The sequence below is a fragment of the Burkholderia sp. PU8-34 genome (assembly GCF_053427725.1).
In genome coordinates this window covers 549939-565956 of sequence record NZ_JBSAXC010000004.1, presented here as the reverse complement: position 1 = coordinate 565956, position 16018 = coordinate 549939, and the positions used below count along the sequence as shown (strand labels likewise).

At 67.4% G+C, this 16018-nt stretch carries 11 protein-coding genes; 7 read left to right on the top strand and 4 right to left on the bottom strand.

Translation table 11 applies throughout. The annotated features are described in order from the left end of the window. Positions 1-10 precede the first annotated feature (10 nt). The 4 genes from ACV22Z_RS13910 to ACV22Z_RS13895 all read left to right on the top strand — a co-directional run bounded on the left by ACV22Z_RS13910 (position 11) and on the right by ACV22Z_RS13895 (position 4387). Positions 11-868, top strand: coding sequence for an SPOR domain-containing protein (locus tag ACV22Z_RS13910; protein ID WP_448076854.1), 858 nt, complete (start codon positions 11-13; stop codon positions 866-868). Positions 869-874: 6 nt separating this feature from the next. Further along, positions 875-1369: a CvpA family protein gene (locus ACV22Z_RS13905; protein WP_448076853.1), complete on the top strand. Its 495-nt coding sequence runs from the start codon at positions 875-877 to the stop codon at positions 1367-1369. 51 nt (positions 1370-1420) lie between these two features. Next, positions 1421-2953, top strand: a complete 1533-nt coding sequence (gene purF / locus ACV22Z_RS13900; RefSeq protein ID WP_448076852.1) for an amidophosphoribosyltransferase — start codon at positions 1421-1423, stop codon at positions 2951-2953. A gap of 243 nt (positions 2954-3196) precedes the next feature. After that, positions 3197-4387 carry an O-succinylhomoserine sulfhydrylase gene (locus ACV22Z_RS13895; protein ID WP_448076851.1) on the top strand — a complete coding sequence of 397 codons (1191 nt, stop codon included), beginning with the start codon at positions 3197-3199 and terminating at the stop codon, positions 4385-4387. A gap of 219 nt (positions 4388-4606) precedes the next feature. Here ACV22Z_RS13895 and ACV22Z_RS13890 read toward each other — a convergent pair whose 3' ends face one another. Genes ACV22Z_RS13890 through ACV22Z_RS13880 form a run of 3 tightly spaced genes read right to left on the bottom strand, consistent with a single transcriptional unit; the run spans position 4607 to position 7686 of the window. Continuing rightward, positions 4607-5560 carry an NAD-dependent epimerase/dehydratase family protein gene (locus tag ACV22Z_RS13890; protein WP_448076850.1) on the bottom strand — a complete coding sequence of 318 codons (954 nt, stop codon included), beginning with the start codon at positions 5558-5560 and terminating at the stop codon, positions 4607-4609. Beyond that, the gene (gmd, locus tag ACV22Z_RS13885) at positions 5547-6590 is read right to left on the bottom strand and encodes a GDP-mannose 4,6-dehydratase (protein WP_448076849.1); all 1044 of its coding nucleotides are present in this window, start codon (positions 6588-6590) and stop codon (positions 5547-5549) included. The genes ACV22Z_RS13890 and gmd overlap by 14 nt, the downstream gene beginning before the upstream one ends. Positions 6591-6621: 31 nt before the next feature. Beyond that, complete coding sequence (locus ACV22Z_RS13880; RefSeq protein ID WP_448076848.1) at positions 6622-7686, bottom strand: acyltransferase family protein; 1065 nt, start codon at positions 7684-7686, stop codon at positions 6622-6624. A gap of 503 nt (positions 7687-8189) precedes the next feature. On the opposite strand from ACV22Z_RS13880, the gene ACV22Z_RS13875 reads away from it, so the two are divergent. From ACV22Z_RS13875 to ACV22Z_RS13865, 3 genes are all read left to right on the top strand, one after another. After that, on the top strand, positions 8190-10382 hold the full coding sequence (locus ACV22Z_RS13875; RefSeq protein ID WP_448076897.1) for a hypothetical protein: 2193 nt from the start codon (positions 8190-8192) through the stop codon (positions 10380-10382). A gap of 78 nt (positions 10383-10460) precedes the next feature. After that, positions 10461-11930: a flippase gene (locus ACV22Z_RS13870; RefSeq protein WP_448076847.1), complete on the top strand. Its 1470-nt coding sequence runs from the start codon at positions 10461-10463 to the stop codon at positions 11928-11930. Further along, on the top strand, positions 11927-14389 hold the full coding sequence (locus ACV22Z_RS13865) for a glycosyltransferase family 4 protein (protein WP_448076846.1): 2463 nt from the start codon (positions 11927-11929) through the stop codon (positions 14387-14389). The genes ACV22Z_RS13870 and ACV22Z_RS13865 overlap by 4 nt, the downstream gene beginning before the upstream one ends. 442 nt (positions 14390-14831) lie before the next feature. On the opposite strand, the gene ACV22Z_RS13860 is transcribed toward ACV22Z_RS13865, so the two are convergent. After that, a complete protein-coding gene (locus ACV22Z_RS13860; RefSeq protein ID WP_448076845.1) occupies positions 14832-16013 on the bottom strand; it encodes an acyltransferase family protein in 1182 nt (393 codons plus the stop codon). Positions 16014-16018 lie beyond the last annotated feature (5 nt).

Here is a 16018-nt window from a genome sequence, read left to right as displayed (position 1 = left end):
TCAGCCATTCATGGGAATTTTCTCGTTCGGCAAAAAAGACGACGACGCGCCTACCCGGCGCGGTGGTCGCACCGGGGCCTCCCGGAATGTACGCACCGAGCGTACCGAGCGCGTCGAGCGACGCTCGCGCCGCACCGAGCGTCCCGAATCGGACGCGCTGCTCCTCGATCCGACCCTTCCTGAAAAGCAACGCGCGCGTCGGCGCCTCGTCGGCGCGATCGCGCTCGTGGTGGCCGCCGTCATCGTACTGCCGATGGTGCTCGACTCGCACCCGAAGCCGGTGACCGACGACATCTCGATCGACATCCCGAACCGGCCGTCGCACCAGGCGGCCGCGCCGCGCGACGAGGACGCGTCCGACGTGCAGGCGGGTGTCGCGCACGACGAGCCGCCCGCGTCCGACACGGCCGTGGCCGCGGCGCCTGCGCTCGCACCGGTCGCGAAGGACACCGGCAAGACTGCGCCAAAGCCGGCGGCGACCCCCGATACCACTACGACCGCGAGCGTCGCGCCTGAGCCGGCTGCGCCCAAGCCCGCCGCACCGAAGCCCGCGCTGAAGCCGGCCGCGCCGAAGCCCGCACCGGCACCGGCGCCTGTTGCGAACACCGCGTCGGACAGCGGCGACGCGGCGACGCCGTCGTCGCCGGCCGGCGCGCGGTTCGCGGTGCAGCTCGGTTCGTTCAAGGATGACGCGACGGCCCGTTCGTGGGCCGCGAAGTTGAAATCGGCGGGCGTGCCCGCATATGTCGAGCACCGCAAGCAGGCGGATGGCAGCGCGGCTACACTGTTGCGTGCGGGTCCGTTCGCGGATCGCGCGGCGGCGTCCGCCGCGATCGCGAAAGTGCGCGAAGCCGGACTGACCCAGTAACGCACGATGCTGACGGCTTTCGACTACGCTGTATTGGCGGTGATTGTGTTGTCGGCGCTGCGCGGTGCGTGGCGCGGCTTTGTTTCAGAGATTTTCGGGCTGATCGGCTGGATCGCGGCGATCGTGATCGCGAGCCGCTACGTCGGGCACGTGGTGCCGTACATGCCGGCGAACTGGCCGGGTGGCGCGCTGACGCAGTGGGTGCTCGCGTTCGCGCTGCTCGTGATCGGCGTCGTGTTCGTCGCCGGTGTCGCGAACGCGCTGCTGTCGCGGATCGCGCAGGTGACGGGCCTCGGCGGCATCGATCGCTCGCTCGGCATGATGTTCGGGCTCGTGCGCGGCGCCGTGCTGGTGGTGCTGCTGGTCGCGGCGGCCGGGCTGACCGAGCTGCCCAAACAGGAATTCTGGCGCGATGCGCTTTTGCGTCCGATTGCCGAACAGGGCGTGCACGAGCTGAAATCGCTCCTGCCCGACGGCATGGCCCAGTACGTGCGCGTATGACGCACGCACCGGGCAGGACGGAACCGTTTTTGTATCCTTGAAGGACATGCCATGTGCGGCATCGTAGGCGTTATCTCCCAATCCCCGGTCAACCAGCTGATCTATGACAGCCTGCTGCTGCTGCAGCATCGCGGTCAGGACGCGGCGGGCATCGCGACGGCGGACGGCAGCAATTTCCACATGTACAAGGCGAACGGCATGGTGCGCGACGTGTTCCGCACGCGCAACATGCGCAGCCTGCCGGGTACGGCCGGGATCGGCCAGGTGCGTTACCCGACGGCCGGTTCGGCGTCGAGCGAGGCCGAAGCCCAGCCGTTCTACGTGAACGCGCCGTTCGGGATCGTCCTGTCGCACAACGGCAACCTGACGAACTGGAAGCAACTGAAGGACGAGATGTTCCGGATCGACCGCCGGCACATCAACACCAATTCCGACAGCGAGGTGCTGCTCAACGTGCTCGCGCACGAGCTGCAGCTGTCGACGACGGGCTTCGAACTCGACCCGACCGCGCTGTTCAAGGCGGTCGCCGGCGTCCATCGCCGCGTGCAGGGCTCGTACGCGATCGTGTCGCTGATCGCCGGCTACGGCCTGCTCGCGTTCCGCGATCCGTTCGGCATCCGCCCGCTCTGCATCGGCAAGCTCGAGACCGAGCACGGCACCGAGTGGATGGTCGCGTCGGAGTCGGTCGCGGTCGAAGGCATCGGCTTCGAATTCGTGCGCGACGTGCAGCCGGGCGAAGCGGTCTTCATCGACAACGCAGGCAATTTCCACAGCCAGCAGTGCGCGCAAAGCCCGAGCCTGAATCCGTGCATGTTCGAGTACGTGTACCTCGCGCGTCCGGACTCGTGCCTCGACGGCGTGCCCGTCTACAACGTCCGTCTGCGCATGGGCGACTATCTCGCGGAGAAGATCAAGCGCGAGCTGCCGAACGTGCCGATCGACGTCGTGATGCCGATTCCCGATTCGTCGCGGCCGGCCGCAATGCAGGTCGCCGCGAAGCTCGGCGTCGAGTATCGCGAAGGCTTCTTCAAGAACCGCTACGTCGGCCGCACGTTCATCATGCCGGGCCAGGCGGTGCGCAAGAAGTCGGTACGCCAGAAGCTGAACGCGATGAGCATCGAGTTCAAGGACAAGCACGTGCTGATCGTCGACGATTCGATCGTGCGCGGCACGACGTCGCACGAAATCGTGCAGATGGCGCGCGATGCGGGCGCGAAGTCGGTGATCTTCGCGTCGGCAGCGCCGCCCGTGAAGTTCCCGAACGTGTATGGCATCGACATGCCGACGCGCGGCGAGCTCGTCGCGCACGGCCGCACCGACGACGAAGTCGCGAAGATCATCGGCGCCGACTACCTGATCTACCAGGACGTCGACGATCTGCGCCGCGCGGTGCGCGACATCAACCCGAAGCTCGAGCGCTTCGAGGCGTCGTGCTTCGACGGCGACTACATCACCGGCAACGTGACGCCCGAGTATCTCGATTCGATCGAGCGTGCGCGTCTCGCGCCGGCGTCGCAGGCGGATCGCGACGCGAGCGGCGACGCCGCGCGTTCGCAGATGAACCTGCAACTGTCGGTCGAGTGATGCCGATACACGTCGCTACATGCCGTCGTACAGGCGTGATACGATGTGGCCCTGCGTCGATTTGATCTCAGCTTGCGGACGCGGGGCCACTCCCCAAAACAGCTAAAGCGAAGGCCGGCGGCAGCCGGCCCGAGTCGACCGCTGTCGTACCGCACGAAGCCCGCTGATGCAGACGCATAGCGGGCTTTTTGTTTGGTCTGGTCCGTGCGGCGCAGCACGGACATCGAAAACGGAAAACGGAACATGGACGACTCCCTCAACTTCGACACGCTGGCCGTGCGCGCGGGCACGCTGCGCAGCGACTTCAACGAGCACTCGGAAGCGCTGTTCCTCACGTCGAGCTTCTGCTTCAAGAGCGCGGCCGAAGCGGCCGAGCGCTTCGCGAATTCGGAAGACTATTTCACGTATTCGCGCTTCACGAACCCGACGGTGACGATGTTCCAGGAGCGTCTCGCGGCACTCGAGGGCGGCGAGGCGTGCATCGCGACCGCATCGGGGATGGCGGCGATCATGTCGGTCGTGATGGCCGCGCTGCAGGCCGGCGACCACCTCGTCAGCTCGCGCAGCCTGTTTGGCTCGACGCTCGGCATGTTCTCGCAGATCTTCAGCAGGTTCGGCATCGAAACGACGTTCGTCGATCCGACCGATCTGAACGCATGGCAGGAAGCCGTGCGTCCGAACACGAAGATGTTCTTCCTCGAGACGCCGTCGAACCCGCTGACGGAGCTGGCCGACATCGAGGCGATCGGCAAGATCGCGAAGGCCGCGAATGCGCTGTTCGTCGTCGACAACTGTTTCTGCAGCCCGGTGCTGCAGCAGCCGCTGAGGCTCGGCGCGGACGTCGTGATGCACTCGGCGACGAAGTTCCTCGACGGCCAGGGCCGCGTGCTCGGCGGCGCGCTGGTCGGCTCGAGGGAATTCATCATGGGCAAGGTGTTCCCGTTCGTGCGCAGCGCGGGGCCGACGCTGTCCGCGTTCAACGCGTGGGTGCTGCTGAAGGGGATGGAGACGCTGTCGCTGCGCGTCGAGAAGCAGTCGGCGAACGCGCTGGAAATCGCGCGCTGGCTCGATTCGCATCCGGCCGTCGCGCGCGTGTTCTATCCGGGCCTCGAATCGCATCCGCAGCATGAGTTGGCGAAGCGCCAGCAGAAGGCGGGCGGCGCGATCGTGTCGTTCGAGCTGAAGGGCGACACGCCGGAGCAGCAGCGCGCGAACGCGTGGCGCGTGATCGACAGCACGAAGCTGATCTCGATCACCGGCAACCTCGGCGACACGCGCACGACGATCACCCATCCGGCGACGACCACGCACGCGCGCATCACGCCGGAAGCGCGCGCGGCGGCGGGCATTACCGAAGGGCTGATCCGTCTCGCGGTCGGCCTCGAGAACGCGGGCGACCTGCGCAACGATCTCGCGCGCGGCCTCGAAGGCTGAGCGTGTGCCGGTGGCGGCGTGGCGGGCGCGCAATGCACCCGGCCCCGCTCGCCGCGCCGGTCGGCTAGCAACGAGCGGGGCAGGGCGGCCGGGTGCATGGCGTGCCTGGCGCACAAAGGCGAACTACTCAGGCGAACTGCTCAGCCGAACCACTCAGGCGCTCGCCTGATCGCCGCAATCGAACCGATCGTGCCTGCCCGGCGGTTGCAACAGAATCGTTCAGCCGTGCGCTGCAGGTGTGCCACGCATCGCGTCCACCATCCACCGCAGCGTCTCGTCGAGCGGCGTGACGGGCAGCTCGCCCACCGCGCGCCGCAGCTTGTCGCGCGAGCCGCTGAGGCGCTTCACCTCGTTGTGCCGCACGAAGCGCGGATCGATCGTCACGTCGATCACGTAGCCCGCGATGCGCGACAGCATCGCCAGCACTTCCTTCAGCGAATACGCACGTTCCGAGCAGACGTTGAACGTCTCGCCGGCGGGTGCGGCTTCGATCAGCCGCAGATAAGCAGCCGTGACATCGCGCACGTCGGAGAAATCGCGGCTCACGTCGAGATTGCCGAGCGAGATCCGCGGTTCGTTGCGCGCGTAATGCGCGGCGAGCTTCGGCAGCAGGTACGCTTCGCTCTGGCCGACGCCCGTGTAGTTGAACGGGCGTGCGATCACGATCGGCAGCCGGTCGAACCAGAGCTTCGCCGCATATTCCATTGCAAGCTTGCTGACCGCGTAGTCGTTCGCGGGCGCCGGCGCGACGGTCTCGTCGAGCACGCCGGGCGTTGAATTGCCATAGATATTCGCGCTGCTTGCGAGCAGCACCGCGGATGGACGGCGGTCGAGGCCCGCGAGCGCGGCGAGCAGGTTGCGCGTGCCGACGATGTTGACCTGGTAGGTCGCCGCGGGCTCGTCTTGCGCGACATGCGCGCGAGCCGCGAGGTGCACGACCGCATCGGGCCGCGCGTCGGCCGCCGCCGCGCGCAGCGCTTGCGCATCGAGCAGGTCGACCGGCAACAACGTGCAGCGTGCGAGCGCCGGATCGTCGAGGCGCGGCGCGCCGGGCGCGACCGTGCCCCACACCTCGTAGCCGGCCGCTTCGAGGCGTTGCGCCATGTAGCGGCCGGTGAAGCCGGTCAGGCCCGTGACGAATGCACGGCGCGACGGGCGTTCAATACGTGTCATGGTGGCGATTCCGCGTCAAATCCGCTTCGACCATCATCTGGCAAAGTTGTTCGAGCGTCGTCTGCGGCGACCAGCCGAGCTTGGCTTTAGCCTTGTCCGCGCAGCCGATCAGCAGGTCGACCTCGGCCGGGCGGTAGAACTTCGGATTCACCTCGACGAGCACGTCGCCCGTCGCTGCATTGAGGCCGCGCTCCTGTTCACCCTTGCCGGTCCACTCGATCTGGTAGCCTGCGGCCGCGAACGCCATCCGCACGAAATCGCGCACGGTCTCGGTGCGGTTCGTCGCGAGCACGTAGGTGTCGGGCTCGTCCACCTGCAGCATCCGCCACATCCCTTCCACGTATTCGAGCGCGAAGCCCCAGTCGCGTTTCGCGTCGAGATTGCCGAGCTCGAGGCGGGTCGCCTTGCCGATCTTGATCTTCGCGACGGTGTCGGTGATCTTGCGCGTGACGAATTCACGGCCGCGCAGCGGCGACTCGTGATTGAACAGGATCCCGCTGCTGCCGAACAGGCCGTACGACTCGCGGTAGTTCACCGTCGTCCAGTGCGCGAACAGCTTCGCGACGCCGTACGGGCTGCGCGGATAGAACGCGGTGGTTTCCGTCTGCGGAATCGCCTGCACCTTGCCGAACATTTCGGATGTCGAAGCCTGGTAGAAGCGCGTCTTCGGGGTGACGACGCGAATCGCCTCGAGCAGGTTCAGCGTGCCGAGGCCCGTCACTTCGGCAGTCGTCGACGGCTGGTCGAACGACACGCCGACGAAGCTCTGCGCGGCCAGGTTGTACACCTCGTCCGGCTGTATGCGTTCGAGCAGGCGCAGGCTCGAGCCGGCGTCGGTCAGGTCGTGCTCGACAAGCGTGAGGTTCGGGTGCGTGTCGACGCCGAGCTCGGCGATACGCCAGAAATTGACCGAGCTGGTGCGGCGGTAGGTGCCCGTGACCTGATAGCCCTTGTCGAGCAGCAGCTTGGTCAGGTAGGCGCCGTCTTGCCCCGTTACCCCGGTAATGATGGCCTTGCGAGTTTGGCTCATGGCGATGTCCTAGTCGAAACGATGAAGTAGTTCAAGCAGTGGTGCGGGTGGCTGCCGCCGGCAGCGCGCTGCGCGCAGGGCCGCGCGTCAGGCGCCGCTCGAAGCCGTACCAGGTCGCGGTTGCATACGCGAGCGTGATCGCGAGCGCGAGCACCGCGGTCAGGTAGCGGTTCAGGTGCAGCGGCCAGAGCGCGTACAGCACGCTCAGGTGGATCAGGTACACGGTGTAGCTGACGGTGCCCACGTAGACGAGCACGGGGTTCGTCAGCACGCGCTGCACGATGCCGCGGCCGCGCAGCGCGATCACGACGATCGACGTGCACAGCAGCAGCGAGATGCTGTAGAGCGCGGCGTTCGACAGCGGCGTGTTCGCCGCGCGGAAGCGCGGGAACGACAGGTGCAGCCAGCCGAGGATCGCGAGCGCGACGAGCGCACCGACAACCGCGAGCGGATAGAACGGCTCGAGCGCGCGGCGGTCGCGGCGCAGCAGGATCGCGAGCAGCGCGCCGGCCGCGAGCAGATCCATGCGGAACGGCGTCAGGTAGTAGATCGGCCAGAACGAATCGAACCACGGCGTCGCGATCGCGCGCAGCACTGGCGCTACGACGATCAGCGCGGCCGCGATCCACAGCAGCGCGCGCTCCGAGCACCACAGCACGACGAACGGCCAGAAGATGTAGAACTGCTCCTCGACCGCGAGCGACCACAGCACGTTGAGGCTGTCGTGACCGATGCTGCCGAGCGACAGGCCGATGTTGGTCGAGAAGAACGCGAACCACGGCCAGTGCGGCAGCCAGCTCGCGCCGAACAGCAGCGTCGACACGACGAGCAGCAGCACGTACGGCGGCAGGATGCGCCGCACGCGGCGCGCGTAGAAGTGGCTGAAGTAGGACTGCCCGCGCGCCTTGCGGTCGAGCAGGATGCCGGTGATCAGCAGGCCGCTCAGCACGAAGAACAGGTCGACACCCATCCACAGCGGCGCCTTCAGCGCGTGCTGCAGGAACACGGCGCCCACGGCGATCGCGCGCAGCCCGTCGAGCGGCACGATGCGGCCGTGTTGCGGCACGGGGGTGTCGGCGGGTCGCGAGGCCGTCATTGTGCCGCTCCTTCGCGACGGGCCGCGCAGTGCGCCGCCATGTTCGCGGTGCCAAGCGCATTCGATGCGTGAACGTAATGCATGCCTTTAAATGGAATATCGAGTCGAAATCGATTCTAGGGAAAAGAAATCGGCAAAAAAACGCACGTCATTTCACTGACGAAAAACATTCGATAACCATTCGTTTTGCTACGCCGGTGAAATTCTCCCCGCGGCGGTGCCCGATCGGCCTCGCGATTCGGCATTTTCTACAGATCCGACCCCGTCGGGCGGTCGTTATTGCCGGCTGGCGGCGCTATTCGACGCGGGTTCCGGTTCAATATTTCACGCGGAAACATCCCCAAATATTTCCAAATTTCTTGTGATTATTTTTGCTTGTAACCTGCATCGCGTCGTTTGAAACCCATTTAGCGGCACGGCACGATGCGGATTTTCGTCGTTGCGCCGGGCCGCTGAAGCCTCGAATCTGGAGAAGCGCATTGCGACGTCTGATACTGGCCGGGATGACGGTGAGCGCAGCGCTCCTGACCGGCGCCGCGACGGCCGAAACGGTGTTGCCCGCGACTACTTCGTGGATCGGCAACACGTTCGGCTATGGCGACGGCACCTGGACGCAGATCGATATCCGCGCGATCGCGGTGACGCCTGACGGCAAGGTGTATACGAATGCGCCGTGGGACGAGAGCGGCGCGGAAGCGAGCGTCTACCAGGACGGCAGGATGCTCGGTTTCGCGGGCGGCACGCACGGCTGGGGCAACCTCGGCGGCAATGCGGTCGCGGTGAACAGCAAGTATGCGTATGTCGCGATCGGCGTCGGCAACGAGCGCGGCCACCTCGTGTCGCCCGGCATCTGGCCGGACAAGGGCAAGCAATGGTTCGGCATCTCGCGGCGCACGATCGGCGACATGAAGCAAGCCGCGCCGTTTCGCGCCGCGCCGCAGGTCGCGCCCGGCGGGCGGGCTGACGCCGGCCGCGCGCGGATGGCCGCGAGCTTCATGATGGTCAACGAGGTGCCGGCCATCGCGAAGCCGGAAGTGGGCGCGGTGAAGGCGGAAGTGGGCGGCCTCGCGGCCGACGACAAGACGCTGTTTGCGACCAACCCGACGCATGACGAAGTCGACGTCTACGACGCCGAGACGATGCAGAAGAAGGGCACGTGGAGCGCGCACGAGCCGGGCCGCATCGCGCTCGCCAGCGACGGCACGCTGTGGCTGCTGGCCGATACGCTCAACGGGCCCGCGCATCTCGTGCACGTGCGCGCGGACGGCCGCAAGCTCGACGACGCGCCCGCGCTGCCGGAGAACACCGACGCGGTCGACGTGACGGTCGATGCGAAGGGCCGCGTGCTCGTCGCCGACAACGGGCCGCGCCAGCAGATCCTGATCTTTGCGAAAGGCGGCAACGGCTATGCGCTCGCCAGCTCGTTCGGCGAGCGCGGCGGCATTTTCGCCGGCCCGGTGCCCGGCCGGCCGGGCCCGCAGCGCTTCAACGGGCTGACCGGCGTCGGCGTCGATCGCGCCGGCAACATCTATGTGGCGACGAACGGCATCGGGCCGCGTCACGACACGATCGGCGCGGGCCTCGGCGCGGTGCTCGAGAGCTACACGCCGGACGGCAAGCTGCGCTGGCAGGTGCAGGGCCTGCTGTTCGTCGACGGCGCGTGGCTGGACCCCGCGCGGCCGAACAGCGTCTACACGGGCAACAAGCGCTTCGAGCTCGACCTGTCGAAGCCGGCGGGCCAGGAGTGGAAGTACGCGGGGTTCCTGTCGAATCGCTTCAGGTATCCGGACGATCCGGTGTTCCACACCGACCAGTGGCCGGGCATGCCGATGGCGCGCCGCGTCGACGGCCGCACGTTCCTGTACCTGACCGACATGTACGCGGACCACCTGAAGATCTACCGCTTCGACGCGAAGCGCGACGGCGAGGTCGCGATCCCGTCGGGCCTGCTCGCGGGCCGCGCGCGGCCGGTCGACGCGGTGCCGAACAAGCCGCCGGGCGGCGACTGGATCTGGCGCGACGCGAACGGCAACGGCCGCCTCGACGCCGACGAATTCCAGACCAACACGACCGGCAAGGCAAAGGCGGGCGGCTGGGGCTGGTGGGTCGACACGAAGGGCGACATCTGGCGCACGAGCGACGTGCGCGGGATCCATCGCTTCCAGTACGGCGGCGTCGACAAGGCCGGCAACCCGATCTATTCGTACGACAAGGTCACGACCTATCCGATGCCGCAGCCGTTCACGCAGCTGCGCCGCGCGATCTACGAGCCGCAGACCGACACGCTGTACGTGACGGGCTACACGGCCGACGCGCCGCCGCAGCCCGGCATCAACAAGGAAGTCGGCCGCGTGCTGGTGCGCTTCGACAAGTGGTCGACGGGCTCGCCGGTCGCGCGCTACACGGTCGCGCTGCCGTGGCAGCTCGACGCGAAGCCGATCCTGGACCTGATCGGGATCACGGTCGAGGGCCGCTACATCTTCACGGTGGAGCCGGTCGGCAAGATCCACGTGTACGACAAGGAAACCGGCAAGGAAGTCGGCGTGATGAACCCGGGGCCGGAGGTCGGCAAGGCATCGGGCTGGGTCGACGTGCCGTTCGGCATCAGCGCGTTCCGGCGCGAGAACGGCGAGTACCTCGTGTTCGTCGAGGAAGACGCGCGCGGCAAGGTGATGATGTATCGCTGGAAACCGTGACGGGAGGCGTGCCGGAGTCATTAGGCAACGCACGTTCGCAGGCCCGTTGTCAGCGGGAACAGGCCCTTAGGCAAAAGCATGGATAAAGGCATACTCAAGAACGTTTCGATCAATTTCATCGGGCTGATCCTGCCGACCTTCGTGTCGCTGGTGACGGTGCCCGCGTACATTCACGCGCTCGGCGTCGAGCGCTACGGTGTCGTCAGTCTCGTGTGGACGCTGATCGGCTATTTCGGGATTCTCGATCTCGGGATGAGCATGGCCGCGCAGAACCACATCTCGAAGGCGCTCGCGAGCGGCGATGCGGCCGAAAGCGCGCGCGTGTTCTGGAGTGCATTCTGGCTGAACCTCGGCACCGGCATTGCGGGCGGGTTGCTGATCTACTTCGGCGCGTTCGTCTACACCGCGTATTTCACGAAGGTGTCGGCCGCGATGCAGCACGAGGTGTATCTCGCGCTGCCGTGGCTCGCGATCGCGATTCCGCTCGCGAACGTGTCGTGGGTGTTCGCCGGCGCGATCAACGGCGCCGAGCGGTTCGGCGTGTTCAACACGAACCAGACGATCGGCACGTTCCTGTTCCAGCTGCTGCCGCTCGGCGCCGCGTGGTGGATCGCGCCGAACCTGCAGACGGTGCTCGCCGCGGCGGTCGTCGCGCGCCTGATCGCGGCGGTGATGCTCGGCCACGCGAGCATCAAGGTGCTCGGCATCCGGCGCATCGATCCGCCGCAGTGGGGCACCGCGAAGGGGCTGTTCAACTTCGGCGGCTGGATGCTGATCGCGAGCACGACGAGCATGATCGCCGACACGCTCGACCGCGTGATGCTCGGCGCCGGCATGGGCGCGAAGTTCGTCACCTACTACACGGTGCCGCAGAACCTCGTCACGCGGCTCAACATGCTGCCGAACGCGCTCGTGCGCACGCTGTTCCCGCGCCTGTCGGCGGTCGGCCGCGACCATGCCGATACGCTCGCGCGGCAGTCGCTCGAATTCCTGAACGGCGTGTTCACGCCGGTCGGCATCGTGGCCATTTTCGCGCTCGCGCCGTTCCTGACGCTGTGGGTCGGCCCCGATCTGGCCGCGCATTCGGCGCCGGTCGGCCGCGTGCTGGTGATCAGCGTATGGCTCGTCGGGCAGGCGAGCGTCACGCGGATCCTGATCCAGTCGCAGGTCAATCCGGCCCGCGCGGCATTCGCCGGGCTCGTCGAGATGCCGTTCTTCGTCGGCGGCCTGTGGTTCGGCATCCATCATTTCGGGCTGATCGGCGCGGCGGTCGTCGTCGCGGCGCGCGCGCTCGTCGATTACGGCGTGCTGCTGTACCTGTCGGCGATCCGGATGCGCGCGATCGTGCTCGACATGGCCGCGCACCTTGCATTCCTGCTCGCGAGCCTGTTTCTCGCGCAGGCATGGCCGGGGCTCGTCGAGTCGGTCGGCATGTGCGCGGTCGTGCTGGTGCTGAACGTCGCGTGGTCGCTCACGATGACGCCGGGGCTGCGCGCGCTGGTGCGCGACCTGTTTGTCCGTCTCAATGCGAGGAGAACTGCATCATGAATCGCGATCTGGCGGAACACGCCGTATTGAATGTGGCCGCGGCCGATGCCGCCGCCGTGGCCGACTCCCGCGACGCCGCTGCGCTGCGCCGTGCCGCGCCGGCCGAACCAGCGCCCGCGCGCGATGCGTCCCGGCCGCTGCGCGTGGCGATCATCCACGACTGGCTCGTCACCTATGCGGGTGCCGAGCGGGTGCTCGAGCAGATCGTCGCGTGCTTCCCGGACGCGGACCTGTTCAGCCTCGTCGATTTTCTCGACGACCGCAAGTTCGTGCGCGGCAAGCCGGTGACGACATCGTTCATCCAGAAGCTGCCGTTCGCGCGCACCAAGTACCGCAGCTACCTGCCGCTGATGCCGCTTGCGATCGAGCAGCTCGACGTGTCGGACTACGATCTCGTGATCTCGAGCAGCCACGCGGTCGCGAAGGGTGTGTTGACCGGGCCTGACCAGGTGCACATCAGCTACGTGCATTCGCCGATCCGCTACGCTTGGGACCTGCAGCATCAGTATCTCGAGCAGTCGAACCTCGTGCACGGGCCGAAGTCGCTGCTCGCGCGGATGATCCTGCATTACATCCGCAACTGGGACACGCGCACCGCGAACGCGGTCGACGGCTTCGTCGCGAACTCCGCGTTCATCGCGCGGCGCATCAAGAAGGTCTACCAGCGCGACGCCGCGGTGATCTTCCCGCCGGTCGACGTCGACGGGTTCTCGCTGAACACGGTCAAGGAGGATTTCTACCTGACTGCATCGCGGATGGTGCCGTACAAGAAGATCGACCTGATCGTCGAGGCATTTTCGAAGACACCCGAGCGCAAGCTGGTCGTGATCGGCGACGGCCCGGAAATGCAGAAGGTGCGCGCAAAGGCCGGCCCGAACGTCGAGATCATGGGCTACCAGCCGTTCGCGGTGCTGCACGACCGGATGCGCCGCGCGAAGGCGTTCGTGTTCGCGGCCGAGGAGGATTTCGGCATCTCCGTCGTCGAGGCGCAGGCGTGCGGCACGCCCGTCATCGCGTACGGCAAGGGCGGCGCGCTCGAGACCGTGCTCGATCCGCATTCGGCCGCGCAGCCGACCGGGCTGTTCTTCGACGAGCAGACCGCGCACGCGATCGTGGCGGCCGTCGACGATTTCGAACGCGCGCCGCAGCGCTTCACGCCGCAAGCGTGCCGCCAGAATGCGGAGCGGTTTTCGGCGGACACGTTCCGGCGGCGCTTTCTCGACTATGTCGAGGCCGCGCTGCCCGGCGCGACCGCGCGACAGGGCGCCGGCGCCGTGCCGATGCCCGCGCCGCGCGGCCCCGCGACGCTCGTGCTCGACCAGAGCGGCGTGCTGGGCGGTGCCGAACTGTCGCTGCTCGAGATCATGAAGCACATGCGCGCGAATGCCGACGTGCTGCTGTTCGACGACGGACCGTTTCGCGCGGCGCTCGACGAGATCGGCGCGCGCGTCGACGTTGTCGACCAGGGCGCGCTCGCGGGCGTGCGCAAGCAGGGTGGCGTGTCGGCGGGGGCGCTGAAAGAGCTGATCCGGCTCGTGCGCGACGTCGCGCGCCGCGCGCGCCGCGCCGAGGTGATCTACGCAAACACGCAGCGCGCGATGGTGGTGGCCGCGCTGGCCGGGCGTCTTGCGCGCAAGCCGGTGGTCTGGCATCTGCGTGATATCGTCAGCGAAGCGCACTTCGGCCGCAAGCAGCTGCTTGCGATCAAGTATTGCGCGCGGCTCGGCGTGACGCGGGTGATCGCGAACTCCGATGCGTCCGCGCAGGCATTCCGTGCGCTGACCGGGTTCACGCCGCAGCACGTCGACGTCGTGTTCAACGGCATTTCGGCCGAACCGTTCGACGCGCTGGCCGGTGTCAGCCGGGCCGCGCTGCGCGCGCGCTTCGGCCTGCCCGAGCATGCGTGGCTCGTCGGCTCGTTCAGCCGGCTCGCGCGCTGGAAGGGGCAGCACGTGCTGCTGGAGGCGGCGGCGTGCCACCCCGACATGCACGTCGTGCTGGTTGGCGCGCCGCTGTTCGGCGAGGATGACTATGCGGCGCAGCTGCACGAATACGTCGCGCGGCACGGGATGGACGACCGCGTGCATTTCCTCGGGTTCCAGCGCGACGTGGCCGCGTGCATGAAAGCTGTCGACGTCGTCGCGCACACGTCGATCACGCCCGAGCCGTTCGGGCGCGTGATCGTCGAAGGGATGCTCGCGCGACGGCCGGTGGTGGCGGCGCGTGCGGGCGGTGTCGTCGAGATCATCGAGCACGACGACAACGGGCTGCTGTGCGAACCGGGCGACGCGCATGCGCTCGGGGAAGCGCTGACGGCGCTGCAGACGGATCGCGCGCTGCGCGAGCGGCTGGTGGCGAGCGGTTACGTGACCGCGCTGCGCCGGTTCGGCACGAAGACCTACGTGGAGCAGGTCGAGAAGATCCTCGCGGATACCGCGCGCGCGGCGAAGAAGCGCTAGCGCGTCGTATGCAAGGGGCGGAGGTACTGCCCCGGCCGCGAGCGGCATGAGTAAGCGGCCCCCGTGCGGCGATGCGCCGTGCGGGGGCTTTGTGCATGCTTGCGCAGGATGGTGCGGCGGGCCGAAGGGTGTCGCCGCGCCGATCTCTTCAGAGCGTCATGGCGGCCATCTGCGTGCCTCGTGTGGCGATATTCCGGGCGGGATGGTTGGCGTCGGAGAAGTTGGCAGGCGAGGTCGAACCATGCGGCCGCGTCAATCTGCCCGGGGTGGCGTGGCGATTCCGCGAAAGCACGCGCGCCCGCGATGGGGGGCCTGGAGCCCGGAGGCCCGGAGGTTCGGAGGTTCGGAGGCCCGGAGCGCGACGGCGGTCAGGCAAGCAAAAGCCCCCGCGCAGCACTCCACCGCGCGGGGGCTCGATTCCGGGCGTAACAGTCAGATCAGGTCAGACCGCCCGTTCAGGCGCCGGCGCGACAACCCGTGTGCCGCGCGACGGCTTGAAGCTTGCCGACCACAGCATCGCGGGACGCTCGAACAGCCGGTAGAACAGGTAAGCGACCGGGATCGCAAGCACGATGAACGCGAGCGATGGCCAGATCGACAGTTGCAGCTCGGAGTGGAACAGCACCGAGCCGAGGCAGACGAACAGCGGCAGGTGGATCAGGTACAGCGAGTAGCTGAAGTCGCCGAACCAGCCGAGCACGCGCAGCGGCGGCGTCGTGCGCGGCGGACGGGCGAGCGCGCGGTACAGGAAGCATGCGAAGCCGGCCGACCAAAGCTGGAACGCCCCGTACTGGCCGTAATGGAACGCGCCGCAACCGGCGGCGAGCAGCACGGCGGCCGCGGCGTACCACGCGCGCGACGGCACGGCGGCGGGCTGCGTCGCGCGCGCCTGCTGTGCGCGCACGTCCGCGATCCACGCGCCGATCGTCCACGACAGCCAGTACGACGTGAAGAACTGCAGGTCGTGCCGCTCGAGCAGCCATGCCGACGCGACGTTGACGAGCGCGACGATCGCCAGCACGGCCGGCATGCCGATGCGCCGGCGCACGGCGAACAGCAGCGGGTAGATCGCATAGAACTGCACTTCGAGCGACAGCGTCCACAGCGCGCCGTTCGACCCGTACGTATAGCCGGCGACGCCCTGCAGCGAGAACAGGTTCACGAGGAACGACGCCAGCCCGACATCGCGGATCTTGTGGCTGACGGGCTCGATCTGCAGGCTGATCGAGTCGAGCGCGAGCGTGAACAGCAGCGCGGCGAGCAGCACCGGATAGATGCGCGCGAAACGCCGCGCCCAGAAGTTCGGCGCGTTGAGCCGGTACGCGGGATCGGCGGCGAGCTTGAGCGCCGCGTTGCGGTGGATGCAGTAGCCGCTGATCACGAAGAAGATCGGCACGCCGGCCGAACCCCAGCCGAACGGAAAGGTCAGGTAGCCGACGATCACGCTCGGGTCGAGCGCATGACCGTAGGCGCGGTGAAAGCTCTGCATCCCGACCCAGACGACCTGCCGGCAGTGGAAGTAGGCGACGAGCAGCGCCGCGAAGCCGCGCATTGCGTCGATCACGTGCTCCTTGTGATCGGCGGCGGGCGGTGCATTCAAAGTCGATCCGCTGAAAGCTTGCATGCGAT

What these genes read in the sequence shown, in the direction of transcription:
- ACV22Z_RS13910 (WP_448076854.1), top strand. Translation starts at nt 11, where the DNA reads ATGGGAATTTTCTCGTTCGGCAAAAAAGACGACGACGCGCCTACCCGG.
- ACV22Z_RS13905 (WP_448076853.1), top strand. Translation starts at nt 875, where the DNA reads ATGCTGACGGCTTTCGACTACGCTGTATTGGCGGTGATTGTGTTGTCG.
- purF (WP_448076852.1), top strand. Translation starts at nt 1,421, where the DNA reads ATGTGCGGCATCGTAGGCGTTATCTCCCAATCCCCGGTCAACCAGCTG.
- ACV22Z_RS13895 (WP_448076851.1), top strand. Translation starts at nt 3,197, where the DNA reads ATGGACGACTCCCTCAACTTCGACACGCTGGCCGTGCGCGCGGGCACG.
- ACV22Z_RS13890 (WP_448076850.1), bottom strand. Translation starts at nt 5,560, where the DNA reads ATGACACGTATTGAACGCCCGTCGCGCCGTGCATTCGTCACGGGCCTG.
- gmd (WP_448076849.1), bottom strand. Translation starts at nt 6,590, where the DNA reads ATGAGCCAAACTCGCAAGGCCATCATTACCGGGGTAACGGGGCAAGAC.
- ACV22Z_RS13880 (WP_448076848.1), bottom strand. Translation starts at nt 7,686, where the DNA reads ATGACGGCCTCGCGACCCGCCGACACCCCCGTGCCGCAACACGGCCGC.
- ACV22Z_RS13875 (WP_448076897.1), top strand. Translation starts at nt 8,190, where the DNA reads ATGACGGTGAGCGCAGCGCTCCTGACCGGCGCCGCGACGGCCGAAACG.
- ACV22Z_RS13870 (WP_448076847.1), top strand. Translation starts at nt 10,461, where the DNA reads ATGGATAAAGGCATACTCAAGAACGTTTCGATCAATTTCATCGGGCTG.
- ACV22Z_RS13865 (WP_448076846.1), top strand. Translation starts at nt 11,927, where the DNA reads ATGAATCGCGATCTGGCGGAACACGCCGTATTGAATGTGGCCGCGGCC.
- ACV22Z_RS13860 (WP_448076845.1), bottom strand. Translation starts at nt 16,013, where the DNA reads ATGCAAGCTTTCAGCGGATCGACTTTGAATGCACCGCCCGCCGCCGAT.